We start from the raw sequence: 26,612 nt of genomic DNA on the forward strand, positions 1-26,612 counted from the left end.
CGGGACTGCCCCGTGAGTCTAGGGGTTGCGGCCGGTGCGCTGCGTATGAGGTTGGTTACCCGGACGTAGGTTTGTGGCCCTCGGTTAACGGTTGTTAACATCGCTGCCATGACTTTCGCCCTTTCGGCCGAGCACGAGACCTTCCGCCGCAGCGTTCGCGAGTTTGCGGAGGCCGAGGTCGCACCGCACGTGGCGAAATGGGACAAGGAGCACCACTTCCCGGTCGACCTGGTCGCGAAGATGGGCGATCTCGGACTGTTCGGTCTCACGGCTCCCGAGGAGTTCGGCGGCGCCGAGGGCGACTTCACCAGCCTGTGCGTCGCGATCGAGGAGCTCGGTCGCGTCGACCAGTCGATCGGCATCACGCTCGAGGCCGGCGTCGGCCTCGGCATCACCCCGATCCTCGAGTACGGCACGCAGGAGCAGAAGGAGAAGTGGCTCCCTGACCTCGTCGCGGGCCGTGCGCTCGCAGGCTTCGGCCTGACCGAGCCCGGTGCCGGCTCGGACGCCAGCGCCACCAAGACCAAGGCCGAGCTCGACGGCGACGAGTGGGTAGTCAACGGGTCCAAGCAGTTCATCACCAACTCCGGCAGCGACATCACCTCCTGCGTGACGGTGACGGCTCGTACGGGCACGCGTGACGACGGCAGCCCCGAGATCTCGGCGATCATCCTGCCGTCCGGCACGCCCGGCTTCGTCGCGGAGGCGCCGTACGACAAGCTCGGCTGGCACATCTCCGACACGCACCCGCTGTCGTTCACGGACGCGCGCGTTCCCGCCGACCACCTGCTGGGTGAGCGCGGTCGTGGCTACGCACAGTTCCTCGCCACCCTCGACGACGGCCGTGTCGCGATCGCCGCGCTCGCGGTCGGTTGCATCCAGGCGTGCCTCGATCTGTGCGTCCAGTACGCGGGGGAGCGTACGACATTCGGCGTGCCGATCGGCACCAAGCAGGGCGTGGCCTTCCAGGTCTCCGACCTCGCCGTGATGGCGCAGGCGGGTCGCGCGCTGACATATCAGGCTGCGGCGATGAAGGACGGCAACGCCTCGGCGAAGGACTTCAAGCAGGCGGCCTCGATCGCCAAGCTCTACACATCGGAGGCGGCGGTCACAGCCACGCGTGTTGCGACGCAGGTCTTCGGTGGCTACGGCTTCATGGAGGAATACCCCGTCGCCCGCTTCTACCGCGACGCCAAGATCCTCGAGATCGGCGAAGGCACGTCCGAAGTCCAGCGCATGCTCATCGCCCGAGGCCTGGGCCTGCCCGTCGAGTAGTGAAGGAGAACTGATTCGTCGTGCTAGGCGGCGTCGGACAGCGACTCGACACTCGGAGCGAACGTGGGGCCATACCCCCAAAACTACGGGCTGCCACCGACAAGAACGTGGCGGGAATCCCTCGGCGCACAGGGAGAAACGCGGTACGCGACCACGGAGATTCGAACGCAAGGGGTCAGATGGCATCCGGCCGACGCATCTGCTGCGGTGGCCCTTGTCAGTGGTGGGGGGTTGACTGTGGGAATGTCCTCACATCTCATCGCCACCGGCCTCGACCAGGCCGTTGCGCTTGTCCAAAGCATCTCGGCTGACCAGCTCGAGCTGCCCACTCCGTGCACTGACTGGAACGTGCGAGACCTGACCAACCACCTCGTCAACAGCTCGGCGCAGATGGCCGTGATGGCACAGGGTGGCCAGCCCGACTGGGCGTCGTTGTCGGATCACCACGACGAACCGGCGCCGGTGCTCCGCCAGGCAGCCGATGACATCGTGGCCGCGCTCGGCTCCGGCGACTCCAAGGCGCCCGAAGGGATGCTGGCCTCCGAGATCGCCGTGCACACGTGGGATCTGGCGACGGCGCTCGGCCGTGACACCAACGAGCTCGATCCCGCTCTGGCCGAGCTGGGTCATGAGTTCATGTCGAAGTCGCTCACACCCGACAACCGAGGTGACGCGTTCAAGCCCGAGCAGCAGGCATCGGAGGGCGCGAACGCCTACGAGCGCCTTGCAGCGTTCGCGGGTAGGTCAGTCCCGGGCTGAGCTCAGAGGTTGGTCATCTTGGCGCACGGAAGTGGGATGTGCTTCGCGCCATCGCCGAAGTCGACCTGAGCCGACGACGTGCCCTGGAGGCTGACGATGCGACCGAGACCGTAGGTGTCATGTGAGACGCGAGCGCCCACTTCGTAGACTTCGTCCACAACCTCCGGGCCGGCCTGGAAGGGACTGGATGCGTGGTAGCGGCGCCGCCGCGGTGAAGTTGCCATCGTTTGACCATTCTCCCACTTTTCAGGGGGAAATGACCAACTCGTCAGGAAGACGAACGCCGCCAGAGATCCGTCCAGGCGATTCCGAGGTCGCCGACGAGCTCGCGAAGCAGCGGCAACGACAGGCCGATCACGTTGTGGTGATCGCCCTCTACGCCGGTCACGAACGCCCCGCCGAGACCGTCGATCGTGAACGCGCCGGCGACGTGCAGCGGTTCGCCGGACGCGACGTACGCGTCGATCTCGGCATCCGTGATGTCGGCGAAGTGGACGATCGTCGACGCAGTTTCGACGAACTCCTCATCACCGCGCCGCACGCAATGACCCGTGTGCAGCACGCCGCTGCGACCCCGCATCCGGCGCCACCGCCCGGCGGCCTCCACCGGACCCGCGGGCTTGCCGAAGATCTCGCCCTCGAACGCCAGCACCGAGTCGCAGCCGATGACCAGGGCATCCGGCTCGACCTGCGCGGCGACGGCGCGACACTTGAGCTGGGCCAGCGCGGCGGCCAGGTTGCCGGCGTCTGTCGAGGTGATCTGGTCCTCGTTGACGCCCGACACGATGACGTCGGGATGGATGCCGGCCGAGCGCAGGAGCGCGAGGCGGGCAGGGGACTGCGACGCCAGGACGATCCTCATCGCAGCTCCGTCACGTCGTAGCGCTGACGTACGACCTCGAGCCGCGGCTCCTTCAGGAGCTCGTCGATCAGCACCGCTGAGCCGCCGACACCGGTCCAGGTGCCTTCGATGCTCGTCGTCACGAACCATGCATGATCGGCCGGCCACATGAGGTTGGGACTGTTGATGTCGCGAGGCACGCCGTACCCATAGCCGACCGCACCCCACTGACCGGCTTCCGCGAGCTTGCCCCTGAACAACAGGTAGTCGTGGAAGTAGGAGAGCTTTGGACCAGCGAGCACCTCGGGCGCGAACGCCGGCGGCACAGGTGGCGGGGGCTTCTCCTTCGTGAAGATGCGCCCGGGCCACTTCATCGGACCCGAGAATGCCGTGAGGAAACCGACGGGGTCGCCGCCGTCGATGTCGCCGTAGCCGTCCCACAGCCCGAAGTAGCAGTCGTCGGGCGTCGAGGTGTGGCCGCTGAGCACAGCGACCAGTGCCGCCAGCAGGTCATCGTCGAGATGTCCCTCGTACCGTTCACCGTCGCCCCTGTCGCTGTGGAGCACGCGTACGTAGGACGAGAATCCAGCCGGACCGAGGTTGTGCGGCAACGGAGAGCTGCCGTCATCGGCAAACCAGTCGGCGACCGAGACGTCAGCGAGCGGGCGCAGCGGCATGGTCAGCCGAGAGCCGAGCTGCGCCACTGGCCCGGGCCGAAGCGGTGCGGGGCACGCGCGAGGCGTGCGGGATGGCCCCACTGCGAGCGCGGTGCGGCCTTCGTACGGGATGCGGCGTGAGCCGCCGCGGCGTTGCGTGCGGCCACGACAGCGACGAGTGCCGCGAGCTCCTCGGGCGTCAGGTCACCCTTGACGACCCGAAGCACCGGCTTCGCGCCCGGCGCCTCTTCTGCCGGCTCGGCTGACTCGCTCACAGCGGGATGTTCCCGTGCTTCTTGGGCGGCAGCGTCTCGCGCTTGGTGCGCAGCAGACGCAGTCCCTTGGTGATCTCGGCACGGGTCTGCGACGGCTCGATGACGGCGTCGACATAACCGCGCTCGGCGGCGAGGTAGGGATTGCAGAGCGTGTCCTCGTACTCCGTCATCAGCTGCGCACGCAGGGCCTCGGGATCCTCGGCCGCCGCGATCTCCTTGCGATAGAGGATGCCGACCGCGCCGGACGCGCCGACGACGGCGATCTGCCCGGTCGGCCACGCGATGTTGAGGTCAGCACCCAGGTGCTTCGAACCCATGACGTCGTACGCGCCGCCGTACGCCTTGCGGGTGATGACCGTGATGAGCGGGACGGTGGCCTCGGCGTACGCATAGATCAGCTTGGCGCCGCGGCGGATGATGCCGTTCCACTCCTGGTCGGTGCCGGGCAGGAAGCCGGGGACGTCGACGAACGTGAGGACCGGGATGTTGAACGCATCGCAGGTACGGACGAAGCGCGCTGCCTTCTCGGACGCGTCGATGTCGAGGCAACCGGCGAGCTGCATCGGCTGGTTGGCGACGACGCCGACGCTGCGACCCTCGACGCGGCCGTAGCCGATCAGGATGTTGGGCGCGAACAGCGGCATGACCTCGAGGAAGTCGCCGTCGTCGACGATCGCCTCGATCACGGTGTGCATGTCGTAGGGCTGGTTGGCCGAGTCGGGGATCAGCGTGTCGAGCGCCAGATCGGTCTCGGACGGCTCGAGCTCGACGACGGTGTCGTACGGCTCGGGCTCCTCCATGTTGTTCTGCGGGAGGTAGGAGATCAGCGCCTTGACGTACTCGATGGCGTCTTCCTCGTCGGCACCCATGTAGTGGGCGTTGCCGCTCTTGGTGTTGTGGGCCCGGGCGCCGCCCAGGTCCTCCATCGTGACCTCTTCACCGGTCACGGTCTTGATGATGTCGGGGCCGGTGATGAACATGTTGGACGACTTGTCGACCATCACCACGAAGTCGGTGACGGCGGGAGAGTAGACGTGGCCGCCGGCGTTGGCGCCCATGATCAGCGAGATCTGCGGGATGACGCCCGAGGCGTGCACGTTGCGCTTGAAGATCTCGCCATAGAGGCCGAGCGAGACAACGCCCTCCTGGATGCGTGCGCCTGAGCCCTCGTTGATGCCGATGATGGGGCAGCCCGACTTGATCGCGAGATCCATGACCTTGGTGATCTTCTCGCCATAGACCTGGCCGAGCGATCCGCCGAACACCGAGAAGTCCTGGCTGAAGACGCAGACCTGGCGGCCGTCGATCGTGCCGTAGCCCGTGATGACGCCATCGCCGAGTGGACGGTTCTTCTCGAGTCCGAACTCGGTCGAGCGGTGACGCGCGAGAGCGTCGAGCTCGACGAACGAGCCCTCGTCGAGCAGCTGGTCGATCCGCTCGCGGGCGCTCTGACGTCCTCGGGCGCTCTGCTTCTCGTGCGCACGCTCGGCCATCTCGACGAGCGCGGTGTCGCGCTTCTCGATGAAGTCCGCAAGCTTGCCGGCGGTCGAATGGAGCTCGGGCTTCGCTTCGATCTGTTGTTCACTCACGCGGCTCAGCGTAACGAGTCCGGTTCTTGAGGGATATGTGAGTCTGTTCTCATGCCCTTTGACGACCTGGACCGACCGCCGCTCGACGCCGGAGCGCTGCGTACTGCGCTCACGGGTCCCGGCCGGTTCTGGACCGACGTCGTGATCACGGCACAGACCGGCAGCACCAACGCCGATGTCGCCGAGGCCGCCCGCCACGGTGCTCCGGAGGGCACGGTGCACGCGACCGACAAGCAGGTTGCAGGCCGCGGCCGGCTCGACCGTACGTGGGAGTCACCGGCCGGCTCGGGCATCGCCGTGTCGGTGCTGCTCCGCCCCGCCGAGATCCCGGCCGCACGCTGGGTGTGGCTGCCGCTGCTCGTGGGGCTCGCCGTCGACGCGACGGTCCAGGAGCTCGGCGTCGACTGCGGCCTCAAGTGGCCCAACGACGTGCTGGTCGACAACCGCAAGCTGGCCGGGATCCTGCTGGAGCGGGTCGACACGCCGGCCGGAGCGGCCGCGATCATCGGCGTCGGTCTCAACGTGACACTGCGTCAGGACGAGCTGCCCGTCGAGACCGCCACCTCGCTGCTGCTCGAAGGTGCCACCGAGACCGACCGGACCCTGGTCCTGCGTGCACTGCTGCGCAACCTCGAGGCGCTCTACCTGGCCTGGAAGGACGCCGATGGCAACCCGGCGGCCGGCATCCGCGACTCCTACGAGCGCCGCTGCGTCACACTCGGCACCCGCGTGCGCGTGGCGCTGCCCAACGATGAGTTCCTCGAGGGCCAGGCGACCGCGATCGACGAGCTGGGGCGCCTCGTCGTCGATGGGCGGCCGATCAGCGCGGGCGATATCACGCACGTACGACCGGCCACGTGACAAAATCCCCCCATGGCCCTTCCCCGCAAGCTGATGGTCGACGGAGAGCACACCGTCGCGACGACTCGTACGCACATCAAGGTGCTGTTCATCCCGTTCGTGATCCTGCTGCTCGTCGCGCTGCTGGAGGGCTACGTACAGGCCAAGGTCGACGGCGAGGTCGATGCGGCGGTGCGCTGGATCCTCTTCGGCGTCGCCGTGGTGCTGGTCTTCTTCGGGACCTTGCTGCCGTTCGCGCGCTGGTTCGCCTGGACCTACACGCTGACCAACAAGCGCATCGTCGAGCAGAAGGGCCTACTGACTCGCACCGGTCGGGTCATCCCGCTCAGCCGCATCAACGATGTGGCGTTCGAGAAGAACCTCTCCGATCGCATCCTCGGCTGCGGCACGCTCATCATCCACGACGCGAGCGACCAGGCCGGCCTCCAGCTCAAGGACATTCCACGCATCGAGGCATTCCACCGCACGGTCTCCAACCTGGTCTTCGAACAGCACGGCAAGACGGCGAGTGATGAATCGGTCTGAGCTACGCGAGCAGCTCGCCCGCCAGATCCTGGGTGGCGAGCTGGAGCTGACGAGCGCCGAGGTCGTCGAGAAGGGCGGACTGAGCCTCGACGCCGGTGAGCGGCTGTGGCGCGCACTGGGCTTCCCCGACACGGGTGACAGTGTCGCGTACGGCGAGGCCGACGTACGGGCCGTGTCGATCGTGGCGACCGCGATCGAGCTTGGCGTGCTCGACGAGCTCACGGCGTTCCGGATGACCCGCGCACTCGGCCACACGATGTCGAGGCTCGCTGACTGGCAGGTCTCGACCCTCGTCGAACAGGTCGAGCACGATGTCGAGGGCGGCAAGTCCGGCAGCCGCCTGGAGGCCGCGATCGATCTCGCCACCAATGCGGCACCCGGGTTCGAGGAGCTGATCCTGTACGTGTGGCGCCGCCACCTCGCCGCCGCGGCCGCCCGCATCGAGGCGTTGGGCGCCGCCGACGAGGAGCTCCTCTCCACCGTCATGACGGTGGGCTTCGCCGACCTCTCGCGGTTCACCTCCCTGGCCAACGGGCTCGACGACGCCGCGCTCGCGACCCTGGTCGAGGACTTCGAGAACCGGTGCGCCGACATCGTCACCTCGCACGGTGGACGGGTCATCAAGACGCTCGGTGATGCCGTGCTGTTCGTGTGTGACGACGCGGCGGAAGGCACGCGTACGGCGCTCGACCTGGTGCGCCAGATCGGCACCCGCTCGGAGCTGCCTGACATCTGTGTCGGCCTGGCGACCGGATCGGCGATCAGCCGGCTCGGTGACGTGTTCGGCCCGCCGGTCAACCTTGCAGCCCGGCTGTCGCACGTCGCCCGCAGCAACCGCGTGCTGATCGACCAGGAGACCGCGAAGTCGCTGGACGACGAGTTCGACCTTCGTACGCTGCCGCCGCGGCCCTTGCGTGGCTTCGGCAACGTCTCGCCGATCACGGTGAGCGAGCGTCGCGGCTTCTTCCGCACGCACTAGATGACTGATTCCAAGGGGTGCCGGTCGAGTCAGGCAACGTCCCTGGGAATCAATCATCTAGGGTCGTGCCGTGACCTCGCCGCTCTCTCTTGCCGTCATCGGCGGTGGTCAGCTGGCCCGGATGATGCAGCAGGCGGCGATCGGTCTTGGCGTCCACATCCGGCTGCTGGCCGAAGCGCCTGACGTCTCGGCGGCGCAGGTGATCCCGGACCACTTCGTCGGCGACTACACCGACATCGACGATCTCCGCAGGGCGGCCGAGGGCTCATCCGTCGTCACGTTCGATCACGAGCACGTACCTCCGGAGCACCTGAGGACCCTCGCGGCTGAGGGCCACATGCCCCGTCCGGGACCAGGCGCGTTGATCCACGCGCAGGACAAGATCACACTGCGCACGCGGCTCGACGAGCTGGCCGTACCGTCGCCGCGCTGGGCCGTCGTCGCCTCCGTCGACGAGGTGGTCGCCTTCGGCCTGCCGTGCGTGCTCAAGACGCCACGCGGGGGCTACGACGGCAAGGGCGTGTGGGTCGTACGATCTGAGTCCGACGCTGCCGAGGCGCTGGCCGGCGATGCGGTGCTCGCCGAGGAGCTCGTCGACTTCCGCCGCGAGCTGTCGGCGCAGGTGGCCCGCCGGCCTGCGGGCGAGACCGTCACCTACCCGGTCGTCGAGTCACGCCAGGAGAACGGTGTCTGCAAGGAGGTCATCGCCCCGGCGCCCGACCTGGCCGATGAGCTCAGCCAGCAGGCCCAGCAGATCGCGATCGAGGTCGCCGAGGCACTGGATGTCACCGGGATGCTGGCCGTCGAGATGTTCGAGACCGACGACGGACGGCTGCTGGTCAACGAGTTCGCGATGCGACCGCACAACACCGGCCACTGGTCGATCGACGGCGCTGCCACCAGCCAGTTCGAGAACCACCTGCGCGGCGTGCTCGACTTGCCGCTCGGGCCGTCGACGCCGTCAGCAGCCTGGAGCGTCATGTACAACGTGCTGGGGGGTGCGATCGACGACCTCGAGGGACAAGTCGGCGTCGTGCTTGCCGCCGTGCCGGAGGCGCACATCCATCTGTACGGGAAGTCCGTGAAGGCGGGCCGCAAGGTCGGCCACCTCACCGTGACCGGCGACGACCTCGAGACGGTCCTCGCGCGGGCACGGCAGGCAGGAGCACTGCTCCAGGACGGCTCGCCGATAGGCTGATCCCATGACTTCACCGCGCGTGGGCATCGTGATGGGCTCGGACTCGGACTGGCCGACCATGGAGGCCGCGGCGACGGCGCTCGGCGAGTTCGGCATCGCGTACGAGGCCGACGTCGTCTCGGCGCACCGGATGCCCGACGAGATGCTGGCGTACGGCCGCGAGGCGCACGCGCGAGGCATCGAGGTCATCATCGCCGGAGCCGGGGGAGCGGCCCACCTGCCCGGCATGCTGGCCGCCGTGACGCCCTTGCCGGTGATCGGCGTACCCGTTGCGCTCAAGCACCTCGACGGCATGGACTCGCTGCTGTCGATCGTGCAGATGCCGGCCGGCGTACCCGTGGCAACCGTGTCGATCGGCAACGCCCGCAACGCGGGACTCCTCGCCGTACGCATCCTGGCCACGGGCGACGACGCGCTGACTCAGAAGATGGTCGACTTCCAGGCCGCGCTCGCCGACACGGCACGCGCCAAGGGCGCGAAGGTCCGCAAGAAGGACTAGACCTCGTAGAGGTGTTGGGCGTACTGCGTGCCGTAGTAGGTCTCCAGCACCTCGATGCTGTCCTCGGGACGCTCCAGCGCCTTCGCGATGCGGGCACGGCTGGCGACCTCGTCGGGGTGCCAGGTCTCGGGCTTCCAGAGGCTGGACCGCAGGAACGCCTTGGAGCAGTGGAAGAAGATCTGCTCGACGTCGACCTCGAGGATCACGACAGGCTTGTGACCCTTGACGACCATCTGGTCGGCGTACGGCGCATCCGCGAGCAAGGTGGCCCTGCCGTTGATCCGCAAGGTGTCACCGCGGCCCGGGATGAAGAAGATCAGCCCGACGTGGGGGTTCTCCAGGATGTTGGAGAACCCGTCGACGCGCTTGTTGCCGGGACGCTCCGGGATCGCCAGCGTGGTGTCGTCGACCACCAGCCCGAAGCCCGCCGGGTCGCCCTTGGGGGAGACGTCGCACCGACCGCTGGCATCTGACGTCGCCACCAGGCAGAACGGAGACGCGGCGAGCCACTCGCGGTGCTCGTCGGTGAAAGCGTGTCGGTCCTTGTCGATGACCCGCTGCAGGGGCTCGCCGAGGAGCTCACGCAGCTCGGCCTGGGTGGTGATCGTCATGGATTCAGGGTAGGCGGGGCGCTGACGGCGACGCCTCCTGGGAGGACTCGGAAGGCGCCGTCATGTGCGTCATCGAGCAGGGAGGACCATCCCGATGCCGCCGATCTCACCACCGTCCTTGAGCAACAGAGGCGTTGCATCCTCGTACGACGCGGCGTTTTCGAACCACACGGTGGTGGACGGTTCTGAGGCCTCATCGTCTGCCCGGACCTTGATCGGACCGGCGTGGTCGATGGTTCGGACCGTCCAATCGCCGTCCTGGTCGGTGTATGTGCTGCCGAGCCAGTGAGTGCTGTCGTCGGCATCCCAGATATTGATCCAGACGTCGGCCAGTGGGGCGCCATTGGTATCGGTCACAGTTCCGGATACCTGCTCGAGTGGGTTGTCGAGCACTTGAGTGTTGATCGTCGTCACCTTGCCGGCCTTGACCGTGACCTGTTCGGTACCTTCGCAGAGCGCGACCGCGGGCATGTTGTCGTAGCATCCTCCGGCGAAGTTCAGGTCAGTGTCCGTGAACGTCAGCTCGTACGATCCGGGACGCACGCCGTCGATGCGGAAGGACCCGTCCTTCGTCACGGGGGTCCAGCCGCCATATCCGGTGGTCCGATTCATGGCGGATACTGTGCCTGCCGCAGCTGGTTGGACCTCGTCACCTTCCTTGGTGAACAGCTTGCCCTCGATGAACCCAGCCAAGGTCATCGTGACGTCTGGCACCTTCGACGACCCGGCGGTGAAGGTCCGCGTCTGGGTGATGTCGACGTAACGCCCACTGAGGTCGTCGAGCGCGAGGTAGTACAGCGTCTTCGCGCTCTTGGGAACGGCCGGGAAGGTGAAGCGGCCTGCGCTGTCAGTGTGGGTTTGGCCGAGATCCATCTCGTTGCCGACGCGGTGAAGCGTGACCTGTATGTCGCTCAGAGGCCTGCCCGCCTTGTCGTAGACATGCCCGGTGAATTGCACCGTGTTTGCGGCGGGTGCGGCGCTTTGCGTGATGGCCGGGCCAGCCACGAGTGCCACGAGCGCTGCAATGAGCATTCGGATCGAAGTTCCGGACATGTTTTCTCCTCGAATTGTGGTGTGGTGATTGAGATGCACCGATCGAGTGAAAGGTTGTCGCCGAGGTGTGTCCGATCCCACGACGCGTGAACTTGGGATGTGGCACACGGCGGAGATAGAATTACTAGGTCGTCCTACTAATTCTGGAGTCCCCGTGTCAGACATGTTCGTCCTCTCCGAAGAGCACCAGGCCATCCGCGAAGCCGTACGCGCTGTTGCCGAGGCCAAGATCGCGCCGTTCGCGGCCGAGGTCGATGAGGACGCTCGGTTCCCGCACGAGGCCGCGGCAGCACTGTTGGCTGCCGACTTCCACGCGCCGCACGTGCCGGAGGAGTACGGCGGAGCAGGCGCCGATGCGCTCGCCACGGTGCTCGTGATCGAGGAAGTCGCCCGCGTCGACGTCTCTGCCTCGCTGATCCCGGCGGTCAACAAGCTCGGCTCGCTGCCGGTGATGATCTCGGGCGACGAGGCCATCAAGAAGACCTACCTCTCGCGTCTCGCTGCAGGCGAGGGCTTCTCCTACTGCCTCTCCGAGCCCGACGCGGGCAGCGACGCCGCCAACCAGAAGACCAAGGCCGTACGCGATGGCGACGACTGGGTGCTCAACGGCGTCAAGCGTTGGATCACCAACGCCGGCGAGTCCGAGTTCTACACCGTGCTCGCGATGACCGATCCCGACAAGCGCAGCAAAGGCATCTCGGCGTTCGTCGTCGAGAAGTCCGACGAGGGTGTCTCGTTCGGTGCTCCGGAGAAGAAGCTCGGCATCAAGGGCTCGCCGACGCGCGAGGTCTACCTCGACAACGTACGCATCCCCGGTGACCGCATCATCGGTGCCGAGGGCACCGGTTTCGCCACCGCGATGAAGACGCTGGACCACACCCGCGTGACGATCGCCGCCCAGGCCGTCGGCGTCGCGCAGGGCGCGCTCGACTACGCGCTCGGCTACGTGCAGGAGCGCACGCAGTTCGGCAAGAAGATCTCGGAGTTCCAGGGCATCGAGTTCATGCTCGCCGACATGGGCATGAAGATCGAAGCCGCTCGCCAGCTCACGTACGCGGCCGCCGGCCGGTCGGAGCGTGGCGACAAGGACCTCACGTTCTTCGGCGCAGCCGCAAAGGCGTTCGCCTCCGACACCGCGATGCAGGTCACGACGGATGCCGTGCAGCTGTTGGGTGGCTACGGCTTCACCAAGGACTACCCGGTCGAGCGCATGATGCGCGATGCCAAGATCACGCAGATCTATGAAGGCACCAACCAGGTGCAGCGCATCGTGATGGCGCGCCAGCTTCTCAGCGGCATCCAGAGCACGCTTTAGATCTCGACGACGACCTTGCCGAGCGCCTTGCTCTCGCCGACGCGGGAGAGGGCAGCAGCGGTGTGGTCGAGGTCGTACGTGCTGTCGACGTGGATCTTCACGTCGCCCGACACGCACAGCTCCGCGAGCGGCTCGAAGTGCTCTGGGCCCTCCTTGACGACGAGGACGCCGATGCTGCGGCCTGACGCCAGGCCGACGAGCCCGCCGACGGTGAGGATGCGCAGGAGTGAGCGGGACGTACCGCCGACACAGCGGTAGGTTCCACCACGTTTGAGTGCTCGACGGTAGGCGAACACGGATCGACGGGCGACCAGGTCGAGGATCAGGTCGTACTTCTCACCCCTCGTGTAGTCGTCACTCTGGTAGTCGATCACCTCGTCCGCGCCCACGGACCTCATGTGGTCGAGCTTGGTGGCGTTGTCGACGCCGGTCACGTGGGCGCCTGCCAGCTTGGCGAGCTGGATCGCAAGGCTGCCGGTGCCTCCGCCGGCGCCGTTGATGAGGACGCGCTTGCCCGGCGCGGCCCATCGGGTGCCCTGGAGCGCGATCGCGCCGGACTGCGGGAGAGTTGCTGCTTCTGCGTACGTCAGATCCTTCGGCTTCAGCGCTGCCGCCTTCTCAGGCATGACGGCGTACTCGGCGAACCCACCCTTGAGCGTGAGGTTGTCGGCGTAGATCTCGTCACCGGGCTTGAAGCGGGTGGCCCTGTCGCCGACCTGGTCGACGACCCCGGCGATGTCTGAGCCGAGGACGTTCCGCGCCGGGCGACGCAGGCCACCGAGCCTCGCGTATGCGGGGTCGCCGAGCAGGCACTCCCAGTCGCTGAGGTTGAGCGCGGTGGCAGCGACCTTGACGCGGATCTGGCCCTTGCCGGGATCGGGGATGGGCACGTCCCGTACCGACAGCACCTCGGGCGATCCGTACTTCTCGTAGACGACGGCCTTCATGCGATTCCTGTTCGTGAGGGCGTGAGACACAGCCTAGGTGTCGCAAACGTCGGTGGTGCGTGACAGGCTGAATCCCATGATCGGGGAACTCAAGACCGTGGCGTTCGACGCGCCAGACATCAACGCACTGTCCGCCTTCTACACCTCGTTGGCGGGCTGGGAGCAGACGTATGCCGGCGACGACTGGGTCACGCTGACCACTGTCGACGGCTGGCGCATCGGCCTGCAGCTGGCGCCCGACCATGTGCCGCCCCAGTGGCCCGACCCTGCGCACCCTCAGCAGGCCCACCTCGACATCCGGGTGCCCGATCTGGCCGCGGCCACCCAGCGCGCCGTCGAGCTCGGCGCGACGCTTCTGCGCGAGAACGAACGCTGGAACACCCTCGCCGATCCCGCCGGGCACCCGTTCGACCTCGCCAGTCACCCTGAGGGCCCTCACCCGACGATCTTCGGCGTGATGCTTGACGTCCCTGACGCCACGGCGTCGAGTGCGTTCTATTCCGAGCTGACCGGCAAGCCCGTCACCTACGAGGCCGAGGGCATGGCGATGCTCGGCAACGAGGGCGAACAGCCGATCCTGTTCCAGCAGGTCGAGGGCTACGTCGCTCCACGCTGGCCCGACCCCGCCTTCCCGCAGCAGATCCACTTCGACATCCAGGTCGATGACGTCGACGAGGCCGAGCCCAAGGTGTTGGCGATCGGTGCGACCAGGTTGCCCTACGAGGGTGACGACTGGCGCGTGTTCGCCGATCCGCACGGCAAGCCGTTCTGCCTCATCTGGGACAACTGACATGGCACTGGTGACCTACAAGGCGGTCTGCATCGACGCCCTGGATGCAGCCAAGATGGGCGAGTTCTGGGCCAGGACGCTCGACTACGACCTCGAGACGCTCGGCGACGGCGATGCCGTGATCCGCGGCCCGGGAGAGGGCGAGGAGATCTGGATCAACACGGTCTCGGAGCCCAAGACCGTCTGGCACCGCGTCCACCTCGACCTCCGCCAGGGTTCGCTCCAGCCATTCAGCGAGCTCGAGCAGGTGTCCAAGACCGGGGAGTTCGCCTGGACGACGTTCCGCGATCCCGAGGGCGGTGAGTTCTGCGTGTTCGTCCACGACGAGCCGATCAAGCACCGGCTCAAGGACGTCGTGGTGCAGGCCATCGATCCGACCGCGATCTCGCGATGGTGGGCCGACGTCATGGGTGGCGACCTCAACCACGTTGATCCCGACTACTCCCACATTGACGACGTGCCCGGGTCGAGCCTCGAGTCGTTCGACTTCGTCGTCACGACGAAGCCCAAGACCGTCAAGAACCGCGTCCACTGGGATGTCACCCTCAACCAAGGGGTGACGGTGGATGGCCTCGTCGCCAAGGGGGCGACCGTGCTGCGCGCTCCGGACCACCAGATCCGTTGGACTGTCATGGCAGACCCGGAAGGCAACGAGTTCTGCGTCTTCGACCGCTGATGTCACGGCGTGATGGGCGGTGCGTGATGAAATGGGCACGTGCCCCTCGATCTTGAGACCGACGTCGTCACCCTGACCGCAGCTCTGGTCGACACCTTCTCCGAGAGCCTCCAGGAGAAGGAGATCGCCGACGACGTCGACACGGCACTCCGCGCGTACCCCCACCTCACGGTTGAGCGTGAGGGTCACACGATCGTCGCGCGCACCGAGCTGGGTCGCGACGAACGCGTGGTGATCGCAGGACATCTCGACACCGTGCCCGTCAACGGCAACTTCCCGTCGCGGCTCGAGGGCGAGATCCTCCACGGTCTTGGCAGCTGCGACATGAAGGGCGGCGTCGCCGTCGCGCTGCTGCTGGCCGCACAGATCAGCGAGCCGGTCGTCGACGTCACGTACGTGTTCTACGACGGCGAGGAGATCGAGGCGGAGTTCAATGGCCTCGGGAAGCTGGCCCGTACGCGTCCAGAGCTGCTCGCCGCAGATCTGGCCATCGTCATGGAGCCGACCGATGCCGGCATCGAGGCTGGCTGCCAGGGCACCATGCGCGCCGAGATCCGTACGACGGGTGAACGCGCCCACTCCGCCCGCTCGTGGATGGGGTCGAACGCGATCCACGCGCTGGCACCCGTGCTCGACACTCTTGCCACCTACGTCGCCCGCGAGGTCGAGATCGACGGGCTGACCTATCGCGAGGGGCTCAACGCCGTCGGCATCAGCGGTGGCGTCGCCGGCAACGTCGTGCCCGACGAGGCGGCGGTGATGGTCAACTATCGCTTCGCGCCTGACCGCACCGAGGAGGAAGCCCACCTGCACCTGCAGGAGGTGTTCGAGGGGTTCGGCCTGACGGTCACCGACTCCGCGCCGGGTGCTCGCCCCGGCCTGACCGAGCCGGCGACGGCGGCTTTCGTCGCCAACGTCGGCGGCACGGTGCTGCCGAAGTTCGGCTGGACCGACGTCGCGCAGTTCACGGTGCTCGGCATCCCGGCGATCAACTACGGCCCTGGCAACCCGATGTACGCCCACAAGGCCGACGAGCACGTCCCGATCGAGCAGCTCCGCCGCGTCCACCAGACCATGGCGAGCTGGCTCCAGAGCTAGAACTGACCGCGATTTGTGACGTTAAAAGCGCCAAACAGCAGACTTGACGCTTTTAACGTCACAAATCGCGGGGGACTAGACCGGCTCGGCGATCGGTCCTTGGTCGAACTGCGTCCGGTAGAGCTCTTCGTAGCGTCCACCCTGGGCCAGCAGCGCGGCGTGGGTGCCCTGCTCGACGATGCGCCCGTCCTCGACGACGAGGATGAGGTCAGCCGCTCGTACGGTCGACAACCGGTGCGCGATGACCAGCGACGTACGACCTGCCAGCGCCGCCGCGAGCGCCTCCTGCACCGCTGCCTCCGACGTCGAGTCGAGGTGCGCCGTGGCCTCGTCGAGGATCACCAGCTGCGGGCGGGCGAGCAGGAGCCGCGCGATCGTGAGGCGCTGACGCTCACCGCCGGACAAGCGGTAGCCACGCTCGCCGACGACGGTGTCGAGCCCGTCGGACAGCGACCGTATGAGGTCGTCGAGCCGGGCATCGTGCAGCGCTTCCCACAGCTCGTCCTCGGTCGCCTCGGGCCGCGAGAGCAGGAGGTTGGAGCGTACGGACTCGTGGAACAGGTGACCGTCCTGCGTCGCCATGCCCAGCGTCGCACGGATCGACGCGAGCGTGAGGTCTCGTACGTCGACACCGTTGAGCCGGATCGCGCCCGAGTCGACGTCGTACAGGCGGGGGACGAGGCTGGCGATCGTGGACTTGCCGGCACCGGACGTGCCGACCAGCGCGACGAGCTGCCCGGGCTCGATCGTGAACGACACGCCGTGGAGCACGTCGACGCCGCCGCGACTGTCGAGCTGTGCCACCTCCTCGAGCGATGCCAGCGACACTTTGTCGGCCGAGGGGTACGCGAAGGTGACGTCGTCGAACTCGACCGACACCGGACCCGGCGGCAGGGCGACGGCGTCTGGCTTCTCGGCGATCAGCGGCTTGAGGTCGAGCACCTCGAAGACCCGCTCGAAGCTGACAACAGCACTCATCACCTCGACGCGCGCACTGGCCAGCGCGGTCAACGGCGCGTAGAGACGGGTGAGCAGCAGTGCCATGGCCACCACGTCGCCGGGATCGAGCGTGCCGCGCAGGGCGTAGAACCCGCCGAGGCCGTAGACGACTGCCAGCGCCAAGGCTGACACCGTGGTCAGCGCGGTGACGAACACCGACTGCAGCATCGCCGACCTCACGCCGATGTCGCGTACGCGCCGGGCTCGCGCCGCGAACTCGATCGACTCCCGCTCGGGCCGGCCGTAGAGCTTCACCAGCGTGGCGCCCGGCGCGGAGAAACGCTCAGTCATCCGGGTGCTCATGGTGGCGTTGTAGTCGGCGGCCTCACGACGCATCGCCGCGAGGCGACCGCCCATACGCCGTGCCGGTATGACGAACACCGGCAGCAGGATCAGCGCCACCAGCGTGATCTGCCACGAGATGCTCAGCATCACGACGAGTGCGAGCGTCAGCGTCACGAGGTTGCTGACGACGCCCGACAGGGTGTCGCTGAACGCGCGCTGCGCGCCGAGGACGTCGTTGTTGAGCCTGCTGACCAGCGCGCCAGTGCGCGTACGGGTGAAGAACGCCACCGGCATCCGTTGCACGTGGTCGAACACCTTGGTGCGCAGGTCGAGGATCAGACCCTCACCGATGTTGGCCGACAGCCAGCGGGTGTAGATGCCGAAGCCGGCGTCGGCCAGCGCGATCAGGGCGATCAGCCCGGCGAGCTCGAACACGGTACGCCGGGAGTCGCCGTCGACGATCGCGTTGACCACCTTGCCGGCGAGCACCGGCGTCGCCACCGCGAGCACGGCGGTGACCACGCTCATCATGAGGAACAGGATGAGCGTGCGCTTGTGCGGCACCGCGAACGTGCCGATCCGTCGCAGGGTCTCGCGGGTCACCTTGTGCGCGCCCTCGCCGTTCATCATCGTGCGGTGCAGCGCGGACCATGCGGTCGCATCCATGCTCATCTGGGGTTCTCCAATTGTTCGACCTTCAGTCTCCACCCAGGGTGTGTCTCCCGATTCACCGCCGGCTCGCGCGGCCAATCGGGAGACACACCCTTGCCACTGACGAACGTACGACCTCACGTCGACTTGAGGTCAACACCGATAGCCTCGACGCATGACTGAACGACGCGAGACGCAGAAGGGGCCCATCCGGCTCCGCGGCGCCCAGGTGCAGACCAGCACGACCGATCAGCGACTCCTCGACTCGCGCGGACCCACCGACTGGGTGCACACCGATCCGTGGCGGGTGCTGCGCATCCAGTCCGAGTTCGTCGAGGGTTTCGGAGCGCTGGCCGAGCTCGGCCCGGCCGTCAGCATCTTCGGCTCGGCTCGCACCAAGCCCGACGACCCGATGTATGACGCCGCCCGCCAGATCGCCGAGAAGCTCTGCGGCGAGGGTTACGCCGTGATCACCGGCGGCGGACCCGGCGTCATGGAGGCCGCCAACCAGGGCGCCCACGAGTGCGGGGGAGTCTCGGTCGGCCTCGGCATCGAGCTGCCGCACGAGCAGGGCATGAACGAGTACGTCGACCTCGGCATCAACTTCCGCTACTTCTTCGTCCGCAAGACGATGTTCGTGAAGTACGCCCAGGGTTACGTCGTCATGCCGGGTGGCTTCGGCACGATGGACGAGCTGTTCGAGGCCCTCACGCTGGTGCAGACGCAGAAGATCACCTCGTTCCCTATCGTGCTGTTCGGCACGGACTACTGGGGTGGGCTCATCGACTGGCTCCGCAACACGATGCTCACCGACTACAAGGTGAGCGCCGAGGACATCGACATGCTCCACATCACCGACGACGTCGACGAAGCCGTCTCCTGGTTCGTCGCCAAGGACACCTAGTCCACGACCGCGATTTGTGACCAAGAAGGCTCTAAAAGGGGCGGGAAACGCTCATTTCGTCACAAATCGCGGCGACTAGGCCAGGCCTCGGCGGGAGACGGCTGGGGGGCGGTCGCCCTTGATCGACGCGACCATGTCGAGCACCTGACGCGTCTCGGCGATGTTGTGCGCACGGAACACCCGCGCACCCTGCCACGCCGACACCGCGGTGGCGCCGAGCGTGCCGGGCAGCCGGTGGTCCTTGTCGAGGTCGAGCGTCTCGCCGACGAAGTCCTTGTTCGACAGCGCCACCAGCACCGGCCACCCGGTGGCGACGAGCTCGTCGAGGCGTCGGGTCAGCTCGAGGCTGTGCCGGGTGTTCTTGCCGAAGTCGTGCGTGGGGTCGATCAGGATGCCGTCCTCGCGTACGCCCGCAGCCAGCGCCTTGTCGGCGAGCTCCGTGACGGTGCTGATGACATCGGCGACCACGTCGGCGTACGCGGCGCGATGTGGATCCGTACGCGGGCCGATGCCGCCGGTGTGGCTGCACACGATGCCGGCACCGTGCTGGGCGGCGACGGCAGCGAGCTCCGGGTCGTGGCCCGACCACGTGTCGTTCACCAGATCGGCGCCGAGCTTGCACAGCTCGTCGGCGACCTCGCTGCGCCAGGTGTCGACGCTGATCACGAGGTCAGGGAACCGCGACCGTGCCTCGGCGACGAAGTCAGCCGTACGCCGCAGCTCCTCGGCCGCATCGACCTCGGGCCCGTACCCCGCCCGTACGCCACCGACGTCCACGATGTCGGCACCCTCGGCGACGGCGACCGACAACTTCTCGAGCGCCGGCTCGAGGTCGAATGTCGCACCGTTGTCGTAGAACGAGTCGGGTGTGCGGTTGATGATCGCCATGAGGGCCAGCTCTCCGGGCGCAAACGAGCGAGTACCCAGTCGGAGACTGTCCTCCCTGCGTGGCACGATCACGTCCATGAGCCTAGACGTGGTCCGGTGCCCCTGGGGCGACGATCCGGCGATGATCGACTATCACGACAACGAGTGGGGCAAGGAGCTCCGCGGCGACCGTGAGCTGTTCGAGCGGATGTCGCTGGAGGCGTTCCAGTCCGGCCTCTCGTGGGCCATCATCCTGCGCAAGCGCCCGGGATTCCGTGCGGCGTTCGCCGACTTCGACCCGGAGGTCGTCGCGACGTACGGCGACGACGATGTCGAGCGGCTCCTGCAGGACGCCGGCATCGTCCGCAATCGGATGAAGATCGAGGCCACGATCAGCAACGCTCGTACGCTTCTCGATCTCGACGAGTCGTTCAGCGAGCTGCTCTGGTCGTTCGCGCCACCGGCCCGGCCGGCGCCGAAGTCGTACGCCGAGGTGGCCGCGACCACGCCCGAGTCGATCGCCATGGCCAAGGCGCTCAAGAAGAAGGGCTTCCGGTTCTTCGGCCCGACCACGGCATATGCCTTGATGCAGGCCACCGGCATGGTCAACGACCACCTCGAGGACTGCATTGCCCGCTGAGGCGTGCCTCCCAGCAATTGCGGCCACACTACCTACGATCGGAGCATGACCCACTCCCGCCGGGCGTCACGCTCAACCAGGGTTGTGACCGCCACCGTGCTGCTCGTCATCGCCGTGGTCGGAGCTGCCGCAGCGATCGTCGTGTCGACGATCCCTGCTCTTGTCGCAGCCACCTCGTACGCCGTCGTCGCCGGTATCGTCTCGACGCGGCTGCTCGCCAACGACCTCGCGACGGTACGTCGCGACTGGGCGCGCGACCGCGCACAGATCGCCGACCGCAACCGCGTCCAGGCCATCTCCCGGTCCAAGGAGCACACCGCGTTCGCCGAGCAGATGGCCTCACGGATCAAGCACAAGGACGCCCAGCTCGAGTCGCTCCGTGACTCCCTCGTGACCGCCGAGATCGACCTCGCCAAGATGCGCGAACGCGTCTCTGAGGAACGCGCACGGATTGACGCGCTGACGTCCGACCTCGACTCGGCGCAGTCCGACATCGAGTCGGCACGCAACGACCTGATGAAGGCGACTGACGCCCTCGCCGCCAGCGAAGCCGCCGAGATCCAGGCCCGTGCCGAGGTCGTCGCCTGGGAGCAGTCCGTGACCGAGGAGCAGCGCAGAGTCCACCAGCGCCCTGCGTGAGTTGAAGACACCATCGGAACAAAACCCGCCTGCCGCGTGAACCCGATCGGTTCGTCCCGGCAATCAGGTATGTGAACACCCTGATGCCGGAAAGCTCGGACGCGGAGATCATCGCTGACTCGGTCGAGCAGCCGCACGTCTTCACCGCGCTGTTCGACCGCCATGCGCGAGGGATCCATCGCTTCATCGCCCGCCGGATCGGAGCGGTGGACGCCCACGACGTGGTGTCGCAGACCTTCCTGGTGGCGTTCGAGAACAGGGAGAGGTACGACGCCGCGTTCCCCAGTGCCCGTCCGTGGCTCTTCGGGATCGCGTCCAACGTCATGCGTCACCACTGCCGGTCCGAGGTGCGGGCGTGGCGGGCGATGGCCGCTTCCGGCATCGAGGTCGAGCCGTCGTTCGTCGACGAGGTCGTCGACCGTGTGGACTTTCGGGCCCACGGCGCTGCGATGGCCGCGGTGCTCGCCGACCTTCATGAGCGGGATCGCGACGTCCTGCTGCTGTTCGCCTGGGAGGACTTCTCCTATGCGGAGATCGCGGCTGCTCTCGCGATCCCGGTCGGCACGGTGCGTTCACGTCTTCATCGAGCCCGCTCGCAGCTGCAGGCGGCGCTCGGCACGCACGTATTGGAGGAGATCAACCTATGAACGACATCACCTTGCTCAAGACGCTCAACGCCGACGTCCCCGAGGCGGACGACGTCGCACTGAGGCGAGCGCGCCGACGACTGATCGAGAAGGCTGTCGGGCCGGCCGTGGCCCGGCGCCGGCGCTACCGGCGGATGGCTGTGCGCCTCGGGGGCGTCGCCGCAGCCGCTGCCGTCATCGTCGGCATCGGCGCCGCCCGCTTTGACAGCAATCCCGTCGGCTCTCCCGCCGCTGCCACGGAGGTTCTCCAGCGCGCGACTGCGGTCGCGTCGGCTGCGGAGAAACATGCGTACGTCCACACGACGCACGTGGTCACGCTGGACGGCACGGTGCTGTGGACCGCGGAGACGTGGATCCCGCGCGACGAGAAGGCGCCGTGGGTGCAGTCCAGCACGGTGCCGGGCGAGGACGGACCCGTGACCTGGGTCTTCGATGCGCCGCAGCCCGGCGATGACCTGGCTTCCGTGGACCCGATGTCGCAGGACGGCGACGGCGTGACGAGGCCGTCCGAGGCCACGATCAGGCTCATCAGCCCGATCAACGACGACATCCCCCGGGGCGAGGCAGAGCTATCCGCCTGGTTGACGCGTCCCATGACGTTGGGACACGACCGCAAGCCTGCATCGACGGGGGAGGCGGCCATCAGGCGTGCTGGGCGCATCCTCGCAGCGACGCTCACGCCGCCGGAGCTGCGTACGCGGGTGTTCAAGGCCCTGTCGACGATCAAGGGCGTGACGGTCGATGAGGATGCTGACTTCGCCGGGCGACCTGCCGTGTCGCTCACCTCTGGCCACGATGACCGATCCCAGCTGTTCTTCGCCGAGGACGGCACTTTCCTCGGAAGCATCACGATCGGTGCCGACGACGACCCGGGATCCACCGCGGAGCAGCAGAGCGCGCTGACGTACGACTTCGCCGCGCCGCCCGCGCACCTGCTGGCGAGTCCGACACACCGCGGTACGAGCGCTGTCGTGCCGAACAACTGAGTGGCATCGAGGCGTGGAGGGTGCGCCTATGCTCACGGCCATGCACATGGAGCTCGTGACGATCGTGGTGGACGAGTATGACCCGGCCATCGAATTCTTCGTCGAGGCTCTGCAGTTCGAGCTGGTCGAGGACTCGCCGTCGCGGACCAACGACGGCAGACCCAAGCGGTGGGTCGTCGTACGCCCGCCTGGTGCGCAGACCTCGATACTGCTGGCCCGAGCTGACGGTGACGAGCAGGCTGCCGCTGTCGGCAACCAGCTTGCCGGTCGGGTCGCATTCTTCCTGCGAGTCAATGACTTCGAGCACGTGTATACGCGCCTCATCGAGCGTGGTGTCAGGTTCGTGAGTCCGCCGCGGGATGAACCGTACGGACGTGTGGGAGTGTTCCTCGACATCGCGGGCAACCGGTGGGACCTTCTAGGACCATCGCCAACCGGTTAGCGTCCGAGGGAGACGCGTCTAGGGCAAGCGGCCTGGATGCTCCGCGAGAGTTTTCAGCTCCTCCTGGAGCTGGCCCACCGAGGGAGCGGTGTCCGGGTCGATCAGTGACTGCACCATCAGGCCGAGCAGAAGCGCCAGGGGGACCGACCCGCCGAACGCTTCACGGCTGTGTCTCTGGGCTTCCGCGAGTCTCTCCCGGAGCGCAGGAACCTGCTGGGCCTGCGCGATCGCCTCGATCTGTGCGACCCACAGCGCGCGATGCGTGACAAAGGAGTCGGTCAAGGCCTGCCATCGACCCTCGGGACCAGACGCAGCCTGCTCAAGCTCGACTTGTCCTCCCAGCTCTTCGATCGACTCGAAAAGAGCCTGGATGAGCAGGTTCTCGCGAGAGCCGAAGTGGTAGCCGATCGCCGCGTGGCTCACTCCGGCTTCCTTGGCAATGTCTCGCACGGTCGTCCTGGCCCAGCCACGCTCGACGAGGCATCGTTTCGCCCCGACAAGCAGATCGTCTCTGTTTCCCACGGTTTCTCCCTGTCTTCCGTTGTGTGCTGGGCAAGCGTAGCCGATATTTGTCCAAATGGATTGACCATTTGGTCAACAGTCTCGTAGCCTCGTGTTCACGGAGCACGTACGACCGCCACTCCGGTTGTCACATGCGCGGTCACCATTGGAGGGGAACGAGATGGGAACGCTGACGGTGGACTGGTTCACGTCCTTGGACGGCTACGGCCTGGGGGAGGGCTGGCCGCCCTACTTCGGCCTGGAGGGCCCGGGCATGTTCGACTGGGTGATGGAGCAACAGGACCGGCCGCACACGATCCTCATGGGTGCCACCACCTACCGTGAGATGGCGGACGTCGTTCAACACCTGGGTGACGATCCAACGCTCGAGTCGCTGATGCAGACACCCAAGATCGTCTTCTCCTCGCACTTGCAGGAGCCACTCAGCTGGGTCAACACCGAGCTGGTCCGAGAGGATGCGATCGCCCACATCCGTACGCTCAAGGAGCAACCGGGAGCCATGCGGACCATCGGCAGCCTGAGTCTGGGCCGGGCGCTGCTGGCTGCGGAGCTGGTCGACCGGCTCCGGGTCATGGTCTTCCCCCTTGTCCTGGGCAACACCGGCCGTCAGCCCGTCTACGACGGGCTCCCGGACCTCAGTCTCGAGCTGATCAGCAGCCGCACGCTCGACGGGCGACTCCTGCTGTTGGACTACACGCCCTCGCTCGTGTGACGCCAGGCGCGCTCATGCAGTGAGCGTCTCGATGAGGGCCGTGACGATCCGCTGCTGGCCGGCGAGTGATGGATGGACGCCGTCCGGGCCGTGCAAGGCCGGGTCGGACGGGGTGCCGAATGCGTCCACGAGGTCGACCACGGGTTCGTCGAATGCGGAGATGGCATCGGCGAGGGCCGTGATGTCGCTGTTGCGCCAGGTGCTGGCCCCGTACCGGAACGCGGGGCTGGCGGCCACGCGCTCCTCGTCGACGGGCACCGGGGTGAGCCAGACCCACTGAGCCTGTGTGCGTTCGGCGGCGATGCGACTCAGCTCGCCGAGGTTGTCCACGCTCTCGGCGAGAGTGACCTGGGGCTTGCTGTCGGCGATCCGGGTGACGTCGTTGCCGCCCAGACCGCAGATGATCCAGTCGGCACCGGGGTGAAGCATCGACGGCCATCGGCGCAGGACCATCGCCGTCGTGTGGGCCGAGAGTCCGGCGTTGGCCACCGTGAGGTCGTCATCCGGTCTGGCGAGCGTCAGGACGTGCCGCAGGATCTCGGCCCACGACTGCAGGTCGTCGGTGATGGAGTCTCCGACGGCGAGGATGCGGTCGCCGCGTCGGAACGGGAGGCGCTCGACCCGGCTGGCGAGCTCAGCGTCGGCGAGCAGGTCGGTGGCAGCGTCGCGGGTCCGGTTGTCGAACTCGGCGCGGACCTCGGCGTACTCCTGCGGACCCATGCCGAAGATGGCTGGGAGTGCGTCGGAAAGTCCGGGGAGGTAGCCGTAGAGCTTCTCCAGGTGCACGTACTGCAGCTGATCTGCGGCGGGCGGCGAATAGGCGGTCTTGTTGGTCATGCTCGTTCTCCTGTGCGATCTGAGATGGGGGGCTCAAGCACCGCGGGCGCCCTTGCCGCCGTCGACGGTCAGGACGGCGCCCGTGGTGTACGACGCCGCTGGGGACGCCAGCCAGGTCACTGCGGCGGCGACCTCGGCAGGGCCGCCCAACCGTCCGAGTGGCGCGTACGAGCCGATCTGCTGCTTGACCTCGGCGGGTTGAGTGGCGATGCCGCCGGAGTCGATGGAGCCCGGGGCCACGGCGTTCACGCGGATGCCTCGGTCGGCGTAGTCCAAGGCGGCGGTCCGGGTCAGGCCCACCACGCCGTGCTTGGCAGCCACGTAGGCGGCCATCCCCGGCGCGGCGGTCACGCCTGCTGTGGAGACGACGTTCACCAGGCTGCCGCCATCGGGCAGGGCTGCGAGCTCGTGCCGCATGGCGACCAGCGTGCCCCGCAGGGTGACCTGCAGCACTCTGTCGGCATCTTGCGTCGACAGCTCGCCCAACGGTGCGGGCCGGTGGGCTGCGCCGGCGTTGTTGACGGCGATGTCCATGCCATCGTCGGCTGCCTGCCGTACGAGGGTGCGGACCGCGTCGTCATCCGTGACGTCGATCGTCATCGCTCGAGCCGGGATGCCAGCCGTCTCCAGGTCGGCGTGGAGCTGCCCGACCCTGACTCCGTCACGTGAGGCGATGACGAGCCTGGCCCCGGCGCCGCCGAGCGCGTGCGCGATCGCCTGCCCGATGCCTCCGTTCGCGCCGATGACCAGCGCGGTCCTCCCGTCCAGCGGGCCGGTCATGCGAGCTCTCCCTGCGAGTGGCGGGTCTCGGGGAGCAGGAACCCTGCCGCGACGAGCCAGATGAGTGATCCGAACCGGCCGATTGGGATGAGGTATTGCACGGGCTCGATGACCATCGTGAGGATGCTCAGCTCGGCGAGCAGTGCGATCACCAAGCCGACTCGGGCGAACCAGTGGGGCAGCAGGTGCAGCATGAGACCGGGTACGGCGATGCCGGCGACCAGGAGTCCCAGTCCGAGGACATGTGCGAACCCGCCGGCGGCAAAGCTCGCGTACGAGAGGGCATGGGTGAGCGCGGGGTCCCCGCTCACCACCGACTGGCTCTGGGTCCAGGTGACGATGGCGGACACGACGAGCAGCGTCGCGGCCGCCGTGCCGCCGAACAGTCCAATACCCGGACCGGGAACTCGTACACCCAGTCGCTGCTGGCGGGCGTACACCGTCGCGGCGTAGATCCCGAGCGGGATCGCCGAGCCCAGCTGCAGCATCGAGGCGAATCGGGCGGCGGAGCCGTGATCGGCGAAGAACCCGACCACGACGTCGGTGTCGCCAAACGGTGAGGTGATGGTTTCTCCGTCGGAGAGGACCGCCATGGAAATCAGGCTGCCGATCAGCAGGCCGAGGGACGCCATGCCGAGGAAGCCGGGATGTGGTCCAGCCGGGCCTGGTGCAGAGGTGGCCATGATGAACTCCTTTCTCAACGAGACGGAGCGTCTCGTCTTGTTTGACTATGCACACGACACGTCAGAACTGT

Annotated in this window: 32 protein-coding genes; 18 read left to right on the top strand and 14 right to left on the bottom strand. The window is 67.2% G+C overall.

Annotation, left to right across the window (positions count from 1 at the left end):
- Positions 1-108: 108 nt before the first annotated feature.
- A complete protein-coding gene (locus ABD683_RS13030; protein ID WP_344770384.1) occupies positions 109-1,275 on the top strand; it encodes an acyl-CoA dehydrogenase family protein in 1,167 nt (388 codons plus the stop codon).
- Positions 1,276-1,518: 243 nt separating this feature from the next.
- Complete coding sequence (locus ABD683_RS13035) at positions 1,519-2,034, top strand: TIGR03086 family metal-binding protein (protein WP_344770385.1); 516 nt, start codon at positions 1,519-1,521, stop codon at positions 2,032-2,034.
- 2 nt (positions 2,035-2,036) lie between these two features.
- Here ABD683_RS13035 and ABD683_RS13040 read toward each other — a convergent pair whose 3' ends face one another.
- The 5 genes from ABD683_RS13040 to ABD683_RS13060 all read right to left on the bottom strand — a co-directional run bounded on the left by ABD683_RS13040 (position 2,037) and on the right by ABD683_RS13060 (position 5,395).
- The gene (locus ABD683_RS13040; RefSeq protein WP_344770386.1) at positions 2,037-2,174 is read right to left on the bottom strand and encodes a hypothetical protein; all 138 of its coding nucleotides are present in this window, start codon (positions 2,172-2,174) and stop codon (positions 2,037-2,039) included.
- A 128-nt stretch (positions 2,175-2,302) separates the two neighbouring features.
- Entirely contained in the window at positions 2,303-2,896 is a 594-nt protein-coding gene (locus ABD683_RS13045) for a Maf family protein (protein ID WP_344770387.1), read from the bottom strand.
- Entirely contained in the window at positions 2,893-3,552 is a 660-nt protein-coding gene (locus ABD683_RS13050) for a hypothetical protein (protein WP_344770388.1), read from the bottom strand. Before ABD683_RS13050 ends, ABD683_RS13045 begins: the two co-directional genes overlap by 4 nt.
- 2 nt (positions 3,553-3,554) lie before the next feature.
- Positions 3,555-3,806, bottom strand: coding sequence for an acyl-CoA carboxylase subunit epsilon (locus ABD683_RS13055; protein WP_344770389.1), 252 nt, complete (start codon positions 3,804-3,806; stop codon positions 3,555-3,557).
- A complete protein-coding gene (locus ABD683_RS13060; RefSeq protein ID WP_344770390.1) occupies positions 3,803-5,395 on the bottom strand; it encodes an acyl-CoA carboxylase subunit beta in 1,593 nt (530 codons plus the stop codon). Before ABD683_RS13060 ends, ABD683_RS13055 begins: the two co-directional genes overlap by 4 nt.
- Before the next feature lie 51 nt (positions 5,396-5,446).
- Here ABD683_RS13060 and ABD683_RS13065 point away from each other — a divergent pair, with 51 nt between their 5' ends.
- The 5 genes from ABD683_RS13065 to purE all read left to right on the top strand — a co-directional run bounded on the left by ABD683_RS13065 (position 5,447) and on the right by purE (position 9,457).
- Positions 5,447-6,256 (top strand): biotin--[acetyl-CoA-carboxylase] ligase, encoded by an 810-nt coding sequence (locus ABD683_RS13065; protein ID WP_344770391.1) that lies wholly within the window; start codon positions 5,447-5,449, stop codon positions 6,254-6,256.
- 12 nt (positions 6,257-6,268) lie between these two features.
- Positions 6,269-6,781: a PH domain-containing protein gene (locus tag ABD683_RS13070; RefSeq protein WP_344770392.1), complete on the top strand. Its 513-nt coding sequence runs from the start codon at positions 6,269-6,271 to the stop codon at positions 6,779-6,781.
- A complete protein-coding gene (locus ABD683_RS13075) occupies positions 6,768-7,760 on the top strand; it encodes an adenylate/guanylate cyclase domain-containing protein (protein WP_344770393.1) in 993 nt (330 codons plus the stop codon). The genes ABD683_RS13070 and ABD683_RS13075 overlap by 14 nt, the downstream gene beginning before the upstream one ends.
- A gap of 70 nt (positions 7,761-7,830) precedes the next feature.
- Positions 7,831-8,958: a 5-(carboxyamino)imidazole ribonucleotide synthase gene (locus ABD683_RS13080; protein WP_344770394.1), complete on the top strand. Its 1,128-nt coding sequence runs from the start codon at positions 7,831-7,833 to the stop codon at positions 8,956-8,958.
- Positions 8,959-8,962: 4 nt separating this feature from the next.
- Complete coding sequence (gene purE / locus ABD683_RS13085) at positions 8,963-9,457, top strand: 5-(carboxyamino)imidazole ribonucleotide mutase (protein ID WP_344770395.1); 495 nt, start codon at positions 8,963-8,965, stop codon at positions 9,455-9,457.
- On the opposite strand, the gene ABD683_RS13090 is transcribed toward purE, so the two are convergent.
- Complete coding sequence (locus ABD683_RS13090) at positions 9,454-10,068, bottom strand: pyridoxamine 5'-phosphate oxidase family protein (protein ID WP_344770396.1); 615 nt, start codon at positions 10,066-10,068, stop codon at positions 9,454-9,456. The two genes, purE and ABD683_RS13090, sit on opposite strands and share 4 nt — an antisense overlap.
- 69 nt (positions 10,069-10,137) lie before the next feature.
- Complete coding sequence (locus ABD683_RS13095; protein WP_344770397.1) at positions 10,138-11,160, bottom strand: hypothetical protein; 1,023 nt, start codon at positions 11,158-11,160, stop codon at positions 10,138-10,140.
- Between the two features lie 124 nt (positions 11,161-11,284).
- Here ABD683_RS13095 and ABD683_RS13100 point away from each other — a divergent pair, with 124 nt between their 5' ends.
- Positions 11,285-12,436 carry an acyl-CoA dehydrogenase family protein gene (locus tag ABD683_RS13100; RefSeq protein ID WP_344771603.1) on the top strand — a complete coding sequence of 384 codons (1,152 nt, stop codon included), beginning with the start codon at positions 11,285-11,287 and terminating at the stop codon, positions 12,434-12,436.
- Here the strand turns inward: ABD683_RS13100 and ABD683_RS13105 are convergent.
- A complete protein-coding gene (locus tag ABD683_RS13105; protein ID WP_344770398.1) occupies positions 12,433-13,383 on the bottom strand; it encodes an NAD(P)-dependent alcohol dehydrogenase in 951 nt (316 codons plus the stop codon). The genes ABD683_RS13100 and ABD683_RS13105 overlap by 4 nt on opposite strands.
- Before the next feature lie 76 nt (positions 13,384-13,459).
- Here ABD683_RS13105 and ABD683_RS13110 point away from each other — a divergent pair, with 76 nt between their 5' ends.
- From ABD683_RS13110 to dapE, 3 genes are read left to right on the top strand one after another with little or no spacing between them, the layout of a single operon-like run.
- Positions 13,460-14,173, top strand: a complete 714-nt coding sequence (locus ABD683_RS13110; RefSeq protein ID WP_344770399.1) for a VOC family protein — start codon at positions 13,460-13,462, stop codon at positions 14,171-14,173.
- A gap of 1 nt (position 14,174) precedes the next feature.
- Complete coding sequence (locus ABD683_RS13115) at positions 14,175-14,849, top strand: VOC family protein (protein ID WP_344770400.1); 675 nt, start codon at positions 14,175-14,177, stop codon at positions 14,847-14,849.
- A gap of 39 nt (positions 14,850-14,888) precedes the next feature.
- A complete protein-coding gene (dapE, locus tag ABD683_RS13120; RefSeq protein WP_344770401.1) occupies positions 14,889-15,947 on the top strand; it encodes a succinyl-diaminopimelate desuccinylase in 1,059 nt (352 codons plus the stop codon).
- 75 nt (positions 15,948-16,022) lie between these two features.
- On the opposite strand, the gene ABD683_RS13125 is transcribed toward dapE, so the two are convergent.
- On the bottom strand, positions 16,023-17,903 hold the full coding sequence (locus ABD683_RS13125; RefSeq protein ID WP_344770402.1) for an ABC transporter ATP-binding protein: 1,881 nt from the start codon (positions 17,901-17,903) through the stop codon (positions 16,023-16,025).
- Between the two features lie 154 nt (positions 17,904-18,057).
- Between ABD683_RS13125 and ABD683_RS13130 the strand changes: the two genes are divergently transcribed.
- On the top strand, positions 18,058-18,786 hold the full coding sequence (locus ABD683_RS13130) for an LOG family protein (protein ID WP_344770403.1): 729 nt from the start codon (positions 18,058-18,060) through the stop codon (positions 18,784-18,786).
- A gap of 75 nt (positions 18,787-18,861) precedes the next feature.
- Here ABD683_RS13130 and folP read toward each other — a convergent pair whose 3' ends face one another.
- On the bottom strand, positions 18,862-19,674 hold the full coding sequence (folP, locus tag ABD683_RS13135) for a dihydropteroate synthase (RefSeq protein WP_344770404.1): 813 nt from the start codon (positions 19,672-19,674) through the stop codon (positions 18,862-18,864).
- Between the two features lie 76 nt (positions 19,675-19,750).
- Here folP and ABD683_RS13140 point away from each other — a divergent pair, with 76 nt between their 5' ends.
- From ABD683_RS13140 to ABD683_RS13160, 5 genes are all read left to right on the top strand, one after another.
- Positions 19,751-20,293 (top strand): DNA-3-methyladenine glycosylase I, encoded by a 543-nt coding sequence (locus ABD683_RS13140; protein ID WP_344770405.1) that lies wholly within the window; start codon positions 19,751-19,753, stop codon positions 20,291-20,293.
- Between the two features lie 45 nt (positions 20,294-20,338).
- Positions 20,339-20,932, top strand: coding sequence for a hypothetical protein (locus ABD683_RS13145; protein WP_344770406.1), 594 nt, complete (start codon positions 20,339-20,341; stop codon positions 20,930-20,932).
- An 83-nt stretch (positions 20,933-21,015) separates the two neighbouring features.
- Complete coding sequence (locus tag ABD683_RS13150) at positions 21,016-21,579, top strand: RNA polymerase sigma factor (RefSeq protein ID WP_344770407.1); 564 nt, start codon at positions 21,016-21,018, stop codon at positions 21,577-21,579.
- Entirely contained in the window at positions 21,576-22,565 is a 990-nt protein-coding gene (locus ABD683_RS13155; RefSeq protein ID WP_344770408.1) for a hypothetical protein, read from the top strand. Before ABD683_RS13150 ends, ABD683_RS13155 begins: the two co-directional genes overlap by 4 nt.
- A gap of 40 nt (positions 22,566-22,605) precedes the next feature.
- Positions 22,606-23,007: a VOC family protein gene (locus tag ABD683_RS13160; protein ID WP_344770409.1), complete on the top strand. Its 402-nt coding sequence runs from the start codon at positions 22,606-22,608 to the stop codon at positions 23,005-23,007.
- Between the two features lie 18 nt (positions 23,008-23,025).
- On the opposite strand, the gene ABD683_RS13165 is transcribed toward ABD683_RS13160, so the two are convergent.
- Positions 23,026-23,529: a TetR/AcrR family transcriptional regulator gene (locus ABD683_RS13165; RefSeq protein WP_344770410.1), complete on the bottom strand. Its 504-nt coding sequence runs from the start codon at positions 23,527-23,529 to the stop codon at positions 23,026-23,028.
- Positions 23,530-23,689: 160 nt separating this feature from the next.
- Between ABD683_RS13165 and ABD683_RS13170 the strand changes: the two genes are divergently transcribed.
- Complete coding sequence (locus tag ABD683_RS13170) at positions 23,690-24,241, top strand: dihydrofolate reductase family protein (protein ID WP_344770411.1); 552 nt, start codon at positions 23,690-23,692, stop codon at positions 24,239-24,241.
- A gap of 12 nt (positions 24,242-24,253) precedes the next feature.
- Here the strand turns inward: ABD683_RS13170 and ABD683_RS13175 are convergent, their stop codons facing one another.
- Genes ABD683_RS13175 through ABD683_RS13185 form a run of 3 tightly spaced genes read right to left on the bottom strand, consistent with a single transcriptional unit; the run spans position 24,254 to position 26,541 of the window.
- Complete coding sequence (locus ABD683_RS13175) at positions 24,254-25,078, bottom strand: SGNH/GDSL hydrolase family protein (RefSeq protein ID WP_344770412.1); 825 nt, start codon at positions 25,076-25,078, stop codon at positions 24,254-24,256.
- Positions 25,079-25,111: 33 nt separating this feature from the next.
- The gene (locus ABD683_RS13180; RefSeq protein ID WP_344770413.1) at positions 25,112-25,858 is read right to left on the bottom strand and encodes an SDR family NAD(P)-dependent oxidoreductase; all 747 of its coding nucleotides are present in this window, start codon (positions 25,856-25,858) and stop codon (positions 25,112-25,114) included.
- Positions 25,855-26,541 carry a hypothetical protein gene (locus tag ABD683_RS13185; RefSeq protein WP_344770414.1) on the bottom strand — a complete coding sequence of 229 codons (687 nt, stop codon included), beginning with the start codon at positions 26,539-26,541 and terminating at the stop codon, positions 25,855-25,857. Before ABD683_RS13185 ends, ABD683_RS13180 begins: the two co-directional genes overlap by 4 nt.
- Positions 26,542-26,612 lie beyond the last annotated feature (71 nt).

It is taken from the genome of Aeromicrobium panaciterrae, from assembly GCF_039537165.1.
Lineage (GTDB): Bacteria > Actinomycetota > Actinomycetes > Propionibacteriales > Nocardioidaceae > Aeromicrobium > Aeromicrobium panaciterrae.

What these genes read in the sequence shown, in the direction of transcription:
- ABD683_RS13045 (WP_344770387.1), bottom strand. Translation starts at nt 2,896, where the DNA reads ATGAGGATCGTCCTGGCGTCGCAGTCCCCTGCCCGCCTCGCGCTCCTG.
- ABD683_RS13035 (WP_344770385.1), top strand. Translation starts at nt 1,519, where the DNA reads ATGTCCTCACATCTCATCGCCACCGGCCTCGACCAGGCCGTTGCGCTT.
- ABD683_RS13145 (WP_344770406.1), top strand. Translation starts at nt 20,339, where the DNA reads ATGACCCACTCCCGCCGGGCGTCACGCTCAACCAGGGTTGTGACCGCC.
- ABD683_RS13175 (WP_344770412.1), bottom strand. Translation starts at nt 25,078, where the DNA reads ATGACCAACAAGACCGCCTATTCGCCGCCCGCCGCAGATCAGCTGCAG.
- ABD683_RS13105 (WP_344770398.1), bottom strand. Translation starts at nt 13,383, where the DNA reads ATGAAGGCCGTCGTCTACGAGAAGTACGGATCGCCCGAGGTGCTGTCG.
- folP (WP_344770404.1), bottom strand. Translation starts at nt 19,674, where the DNA reads ATGGCGATCATCAACCGCACACCCGACTCGTTCTACGACAACGGTGCG.
- ABD683_RS13100 (WP_344771603.1), top strand. Translation starts at nt 11,285, where the DNA reads ATGTTCGTCCTCTCCGAAGAGCACCAGGCCATCCGCGAAGCCGTACGC.
- ABD683_RS13030 (WP_344770384.1), top strand. Translation starts at nt 109, where the DNA reads ATGACTTTCGCCCTTTCGGCCGAGCACGAGACCTTCCGCCGCAGCGTT.
- ABD683_RS13155 (WP_344770408.1), top strand. Translation starts at nt 21,576, where the DNA reads ATGAACGACATCACCTTGCTCAAGACGCTCAACGCCGACGTCCCCGAG.
- ABD683_RS13150 (WP_344770407.1), top strand. Translation starts at nt 21,016, where the DNA reads ATGCCGGAAAGCTCGGACGCGGAGATCATCGCTGACTCGGTCGAGCAG.
- ABD683_RS13140 (WP_344770405.1), top strand. Translation starts at nt 19,751, where the DNA reads ATGAGCCTAGACGTGGTCCGGTGCCCCTGGGGCGACGATCCGGCGATG.
- ABD683_RS13090 (WP_344770396.1), bottom strand. Translation starts at nt 10,068, where the DNA reads ATGACGATCACCACCCAGGCCGAGCTGCGTGAGCTCCTCGGCGAGCCC.
- ABD683_RS13170 (WP_344770411.1), top strand. Translation starts at nt 23,690, where the DNA reads ATGGGAACGCTGACGGTGGACTGGTTCACGTCCTTGGACGGCTACGGC.
- ABD683_RS13065 (WP_344770391.1), top strand. Translation starts at nt 5,447, where the DNA reads ATGCCCTTTGACGACCTGGACCGACCGCCGCTCGACGCCGGAGCGCTG.
- ABD683_RS13180 (WP_344770413.1), bottom strand. Translation starts at nt 25,858, where the DNA reads ATGACCGGCCCGCTGGACGGGAGGACCGCGCTGGTCATCGGCGCGAAC.
- ABD683_RS13130 (WP_344770403.1), top strand. Translation starts at nt 18,058, where the DNA reads ATGACTGAACGACGCGAGACGCAGAAGGGGCCCATCCGGCTCCGCGGC.
- ABD683_RS13185 (WP_344770414.1), bottom strand. Translation starts at nt 26,541, where the DNA reads ATGGCCACCTCTGCACCAGGCCCGGCTGGACCACATCCCGGCTTCCTC.
- ABD683_RS13115 (WP_344770400.1), top strand. Translation starts at nt 14,175, where the DNA reads ATGGCACTGGTGACCTACAAGGCGGTCTGCATCGACGCCCTGGATGCA.
- purE (WP_344770395.1), top strand. Translation starts at nt 8,963, where the DNA reads ATGACTTCACCGCGCGTGGGCATCGTGATGGGCTCGGACTCGGACTGG.
- ABD683_RS13075 (WP_344770393.1), top strand. Translation starts at nt 6,768, where the DNA reads ATGAATCGGTCTGAGCTACGCGAGCAGCTCGCCCGCCAGATCCTGGGT.
- ABD683_RS13070 (WP_344770392.1), top strand. Translation starts at nt 6,269, where the DNA reads ATGGCCCTTCCCCGCAAGCTGATGGTCGACGGAGAGCACACCGTCGCG.
- ABD683_RS13110 (WP_344770399.1), top strand. Translation starts at nt 13,460, where the DNA reads ATGATCGGGGAACTCAAGACCGTGGCGTTCGACGCGCCAGACATCAAC.
- ABD683_RS13160 (WP_344770409.1), top strand. Translation starts at nt 22,606, where the DNA reads ATGCACATGGAGCTCGTGACGATCGTGGTGGACGAGTATGACCCGGCC.
- ABD683_RS13125 (WP_344770402.1), bottom strand. Translation starts at nt 17,903, where the DNA reads ATGAGCATGGATGCGACCGCATGGTCCGCGCTGCACCGCACGATGATG.
- ABD683_RS13050 (WP_344770388.1), bottom strand. Translation starts at nt 3,552, where the DNA reads ATGCCGCTGCGCCCGCTCGCTGACGTCTCGGTCGCCGACTGGTTTGCC.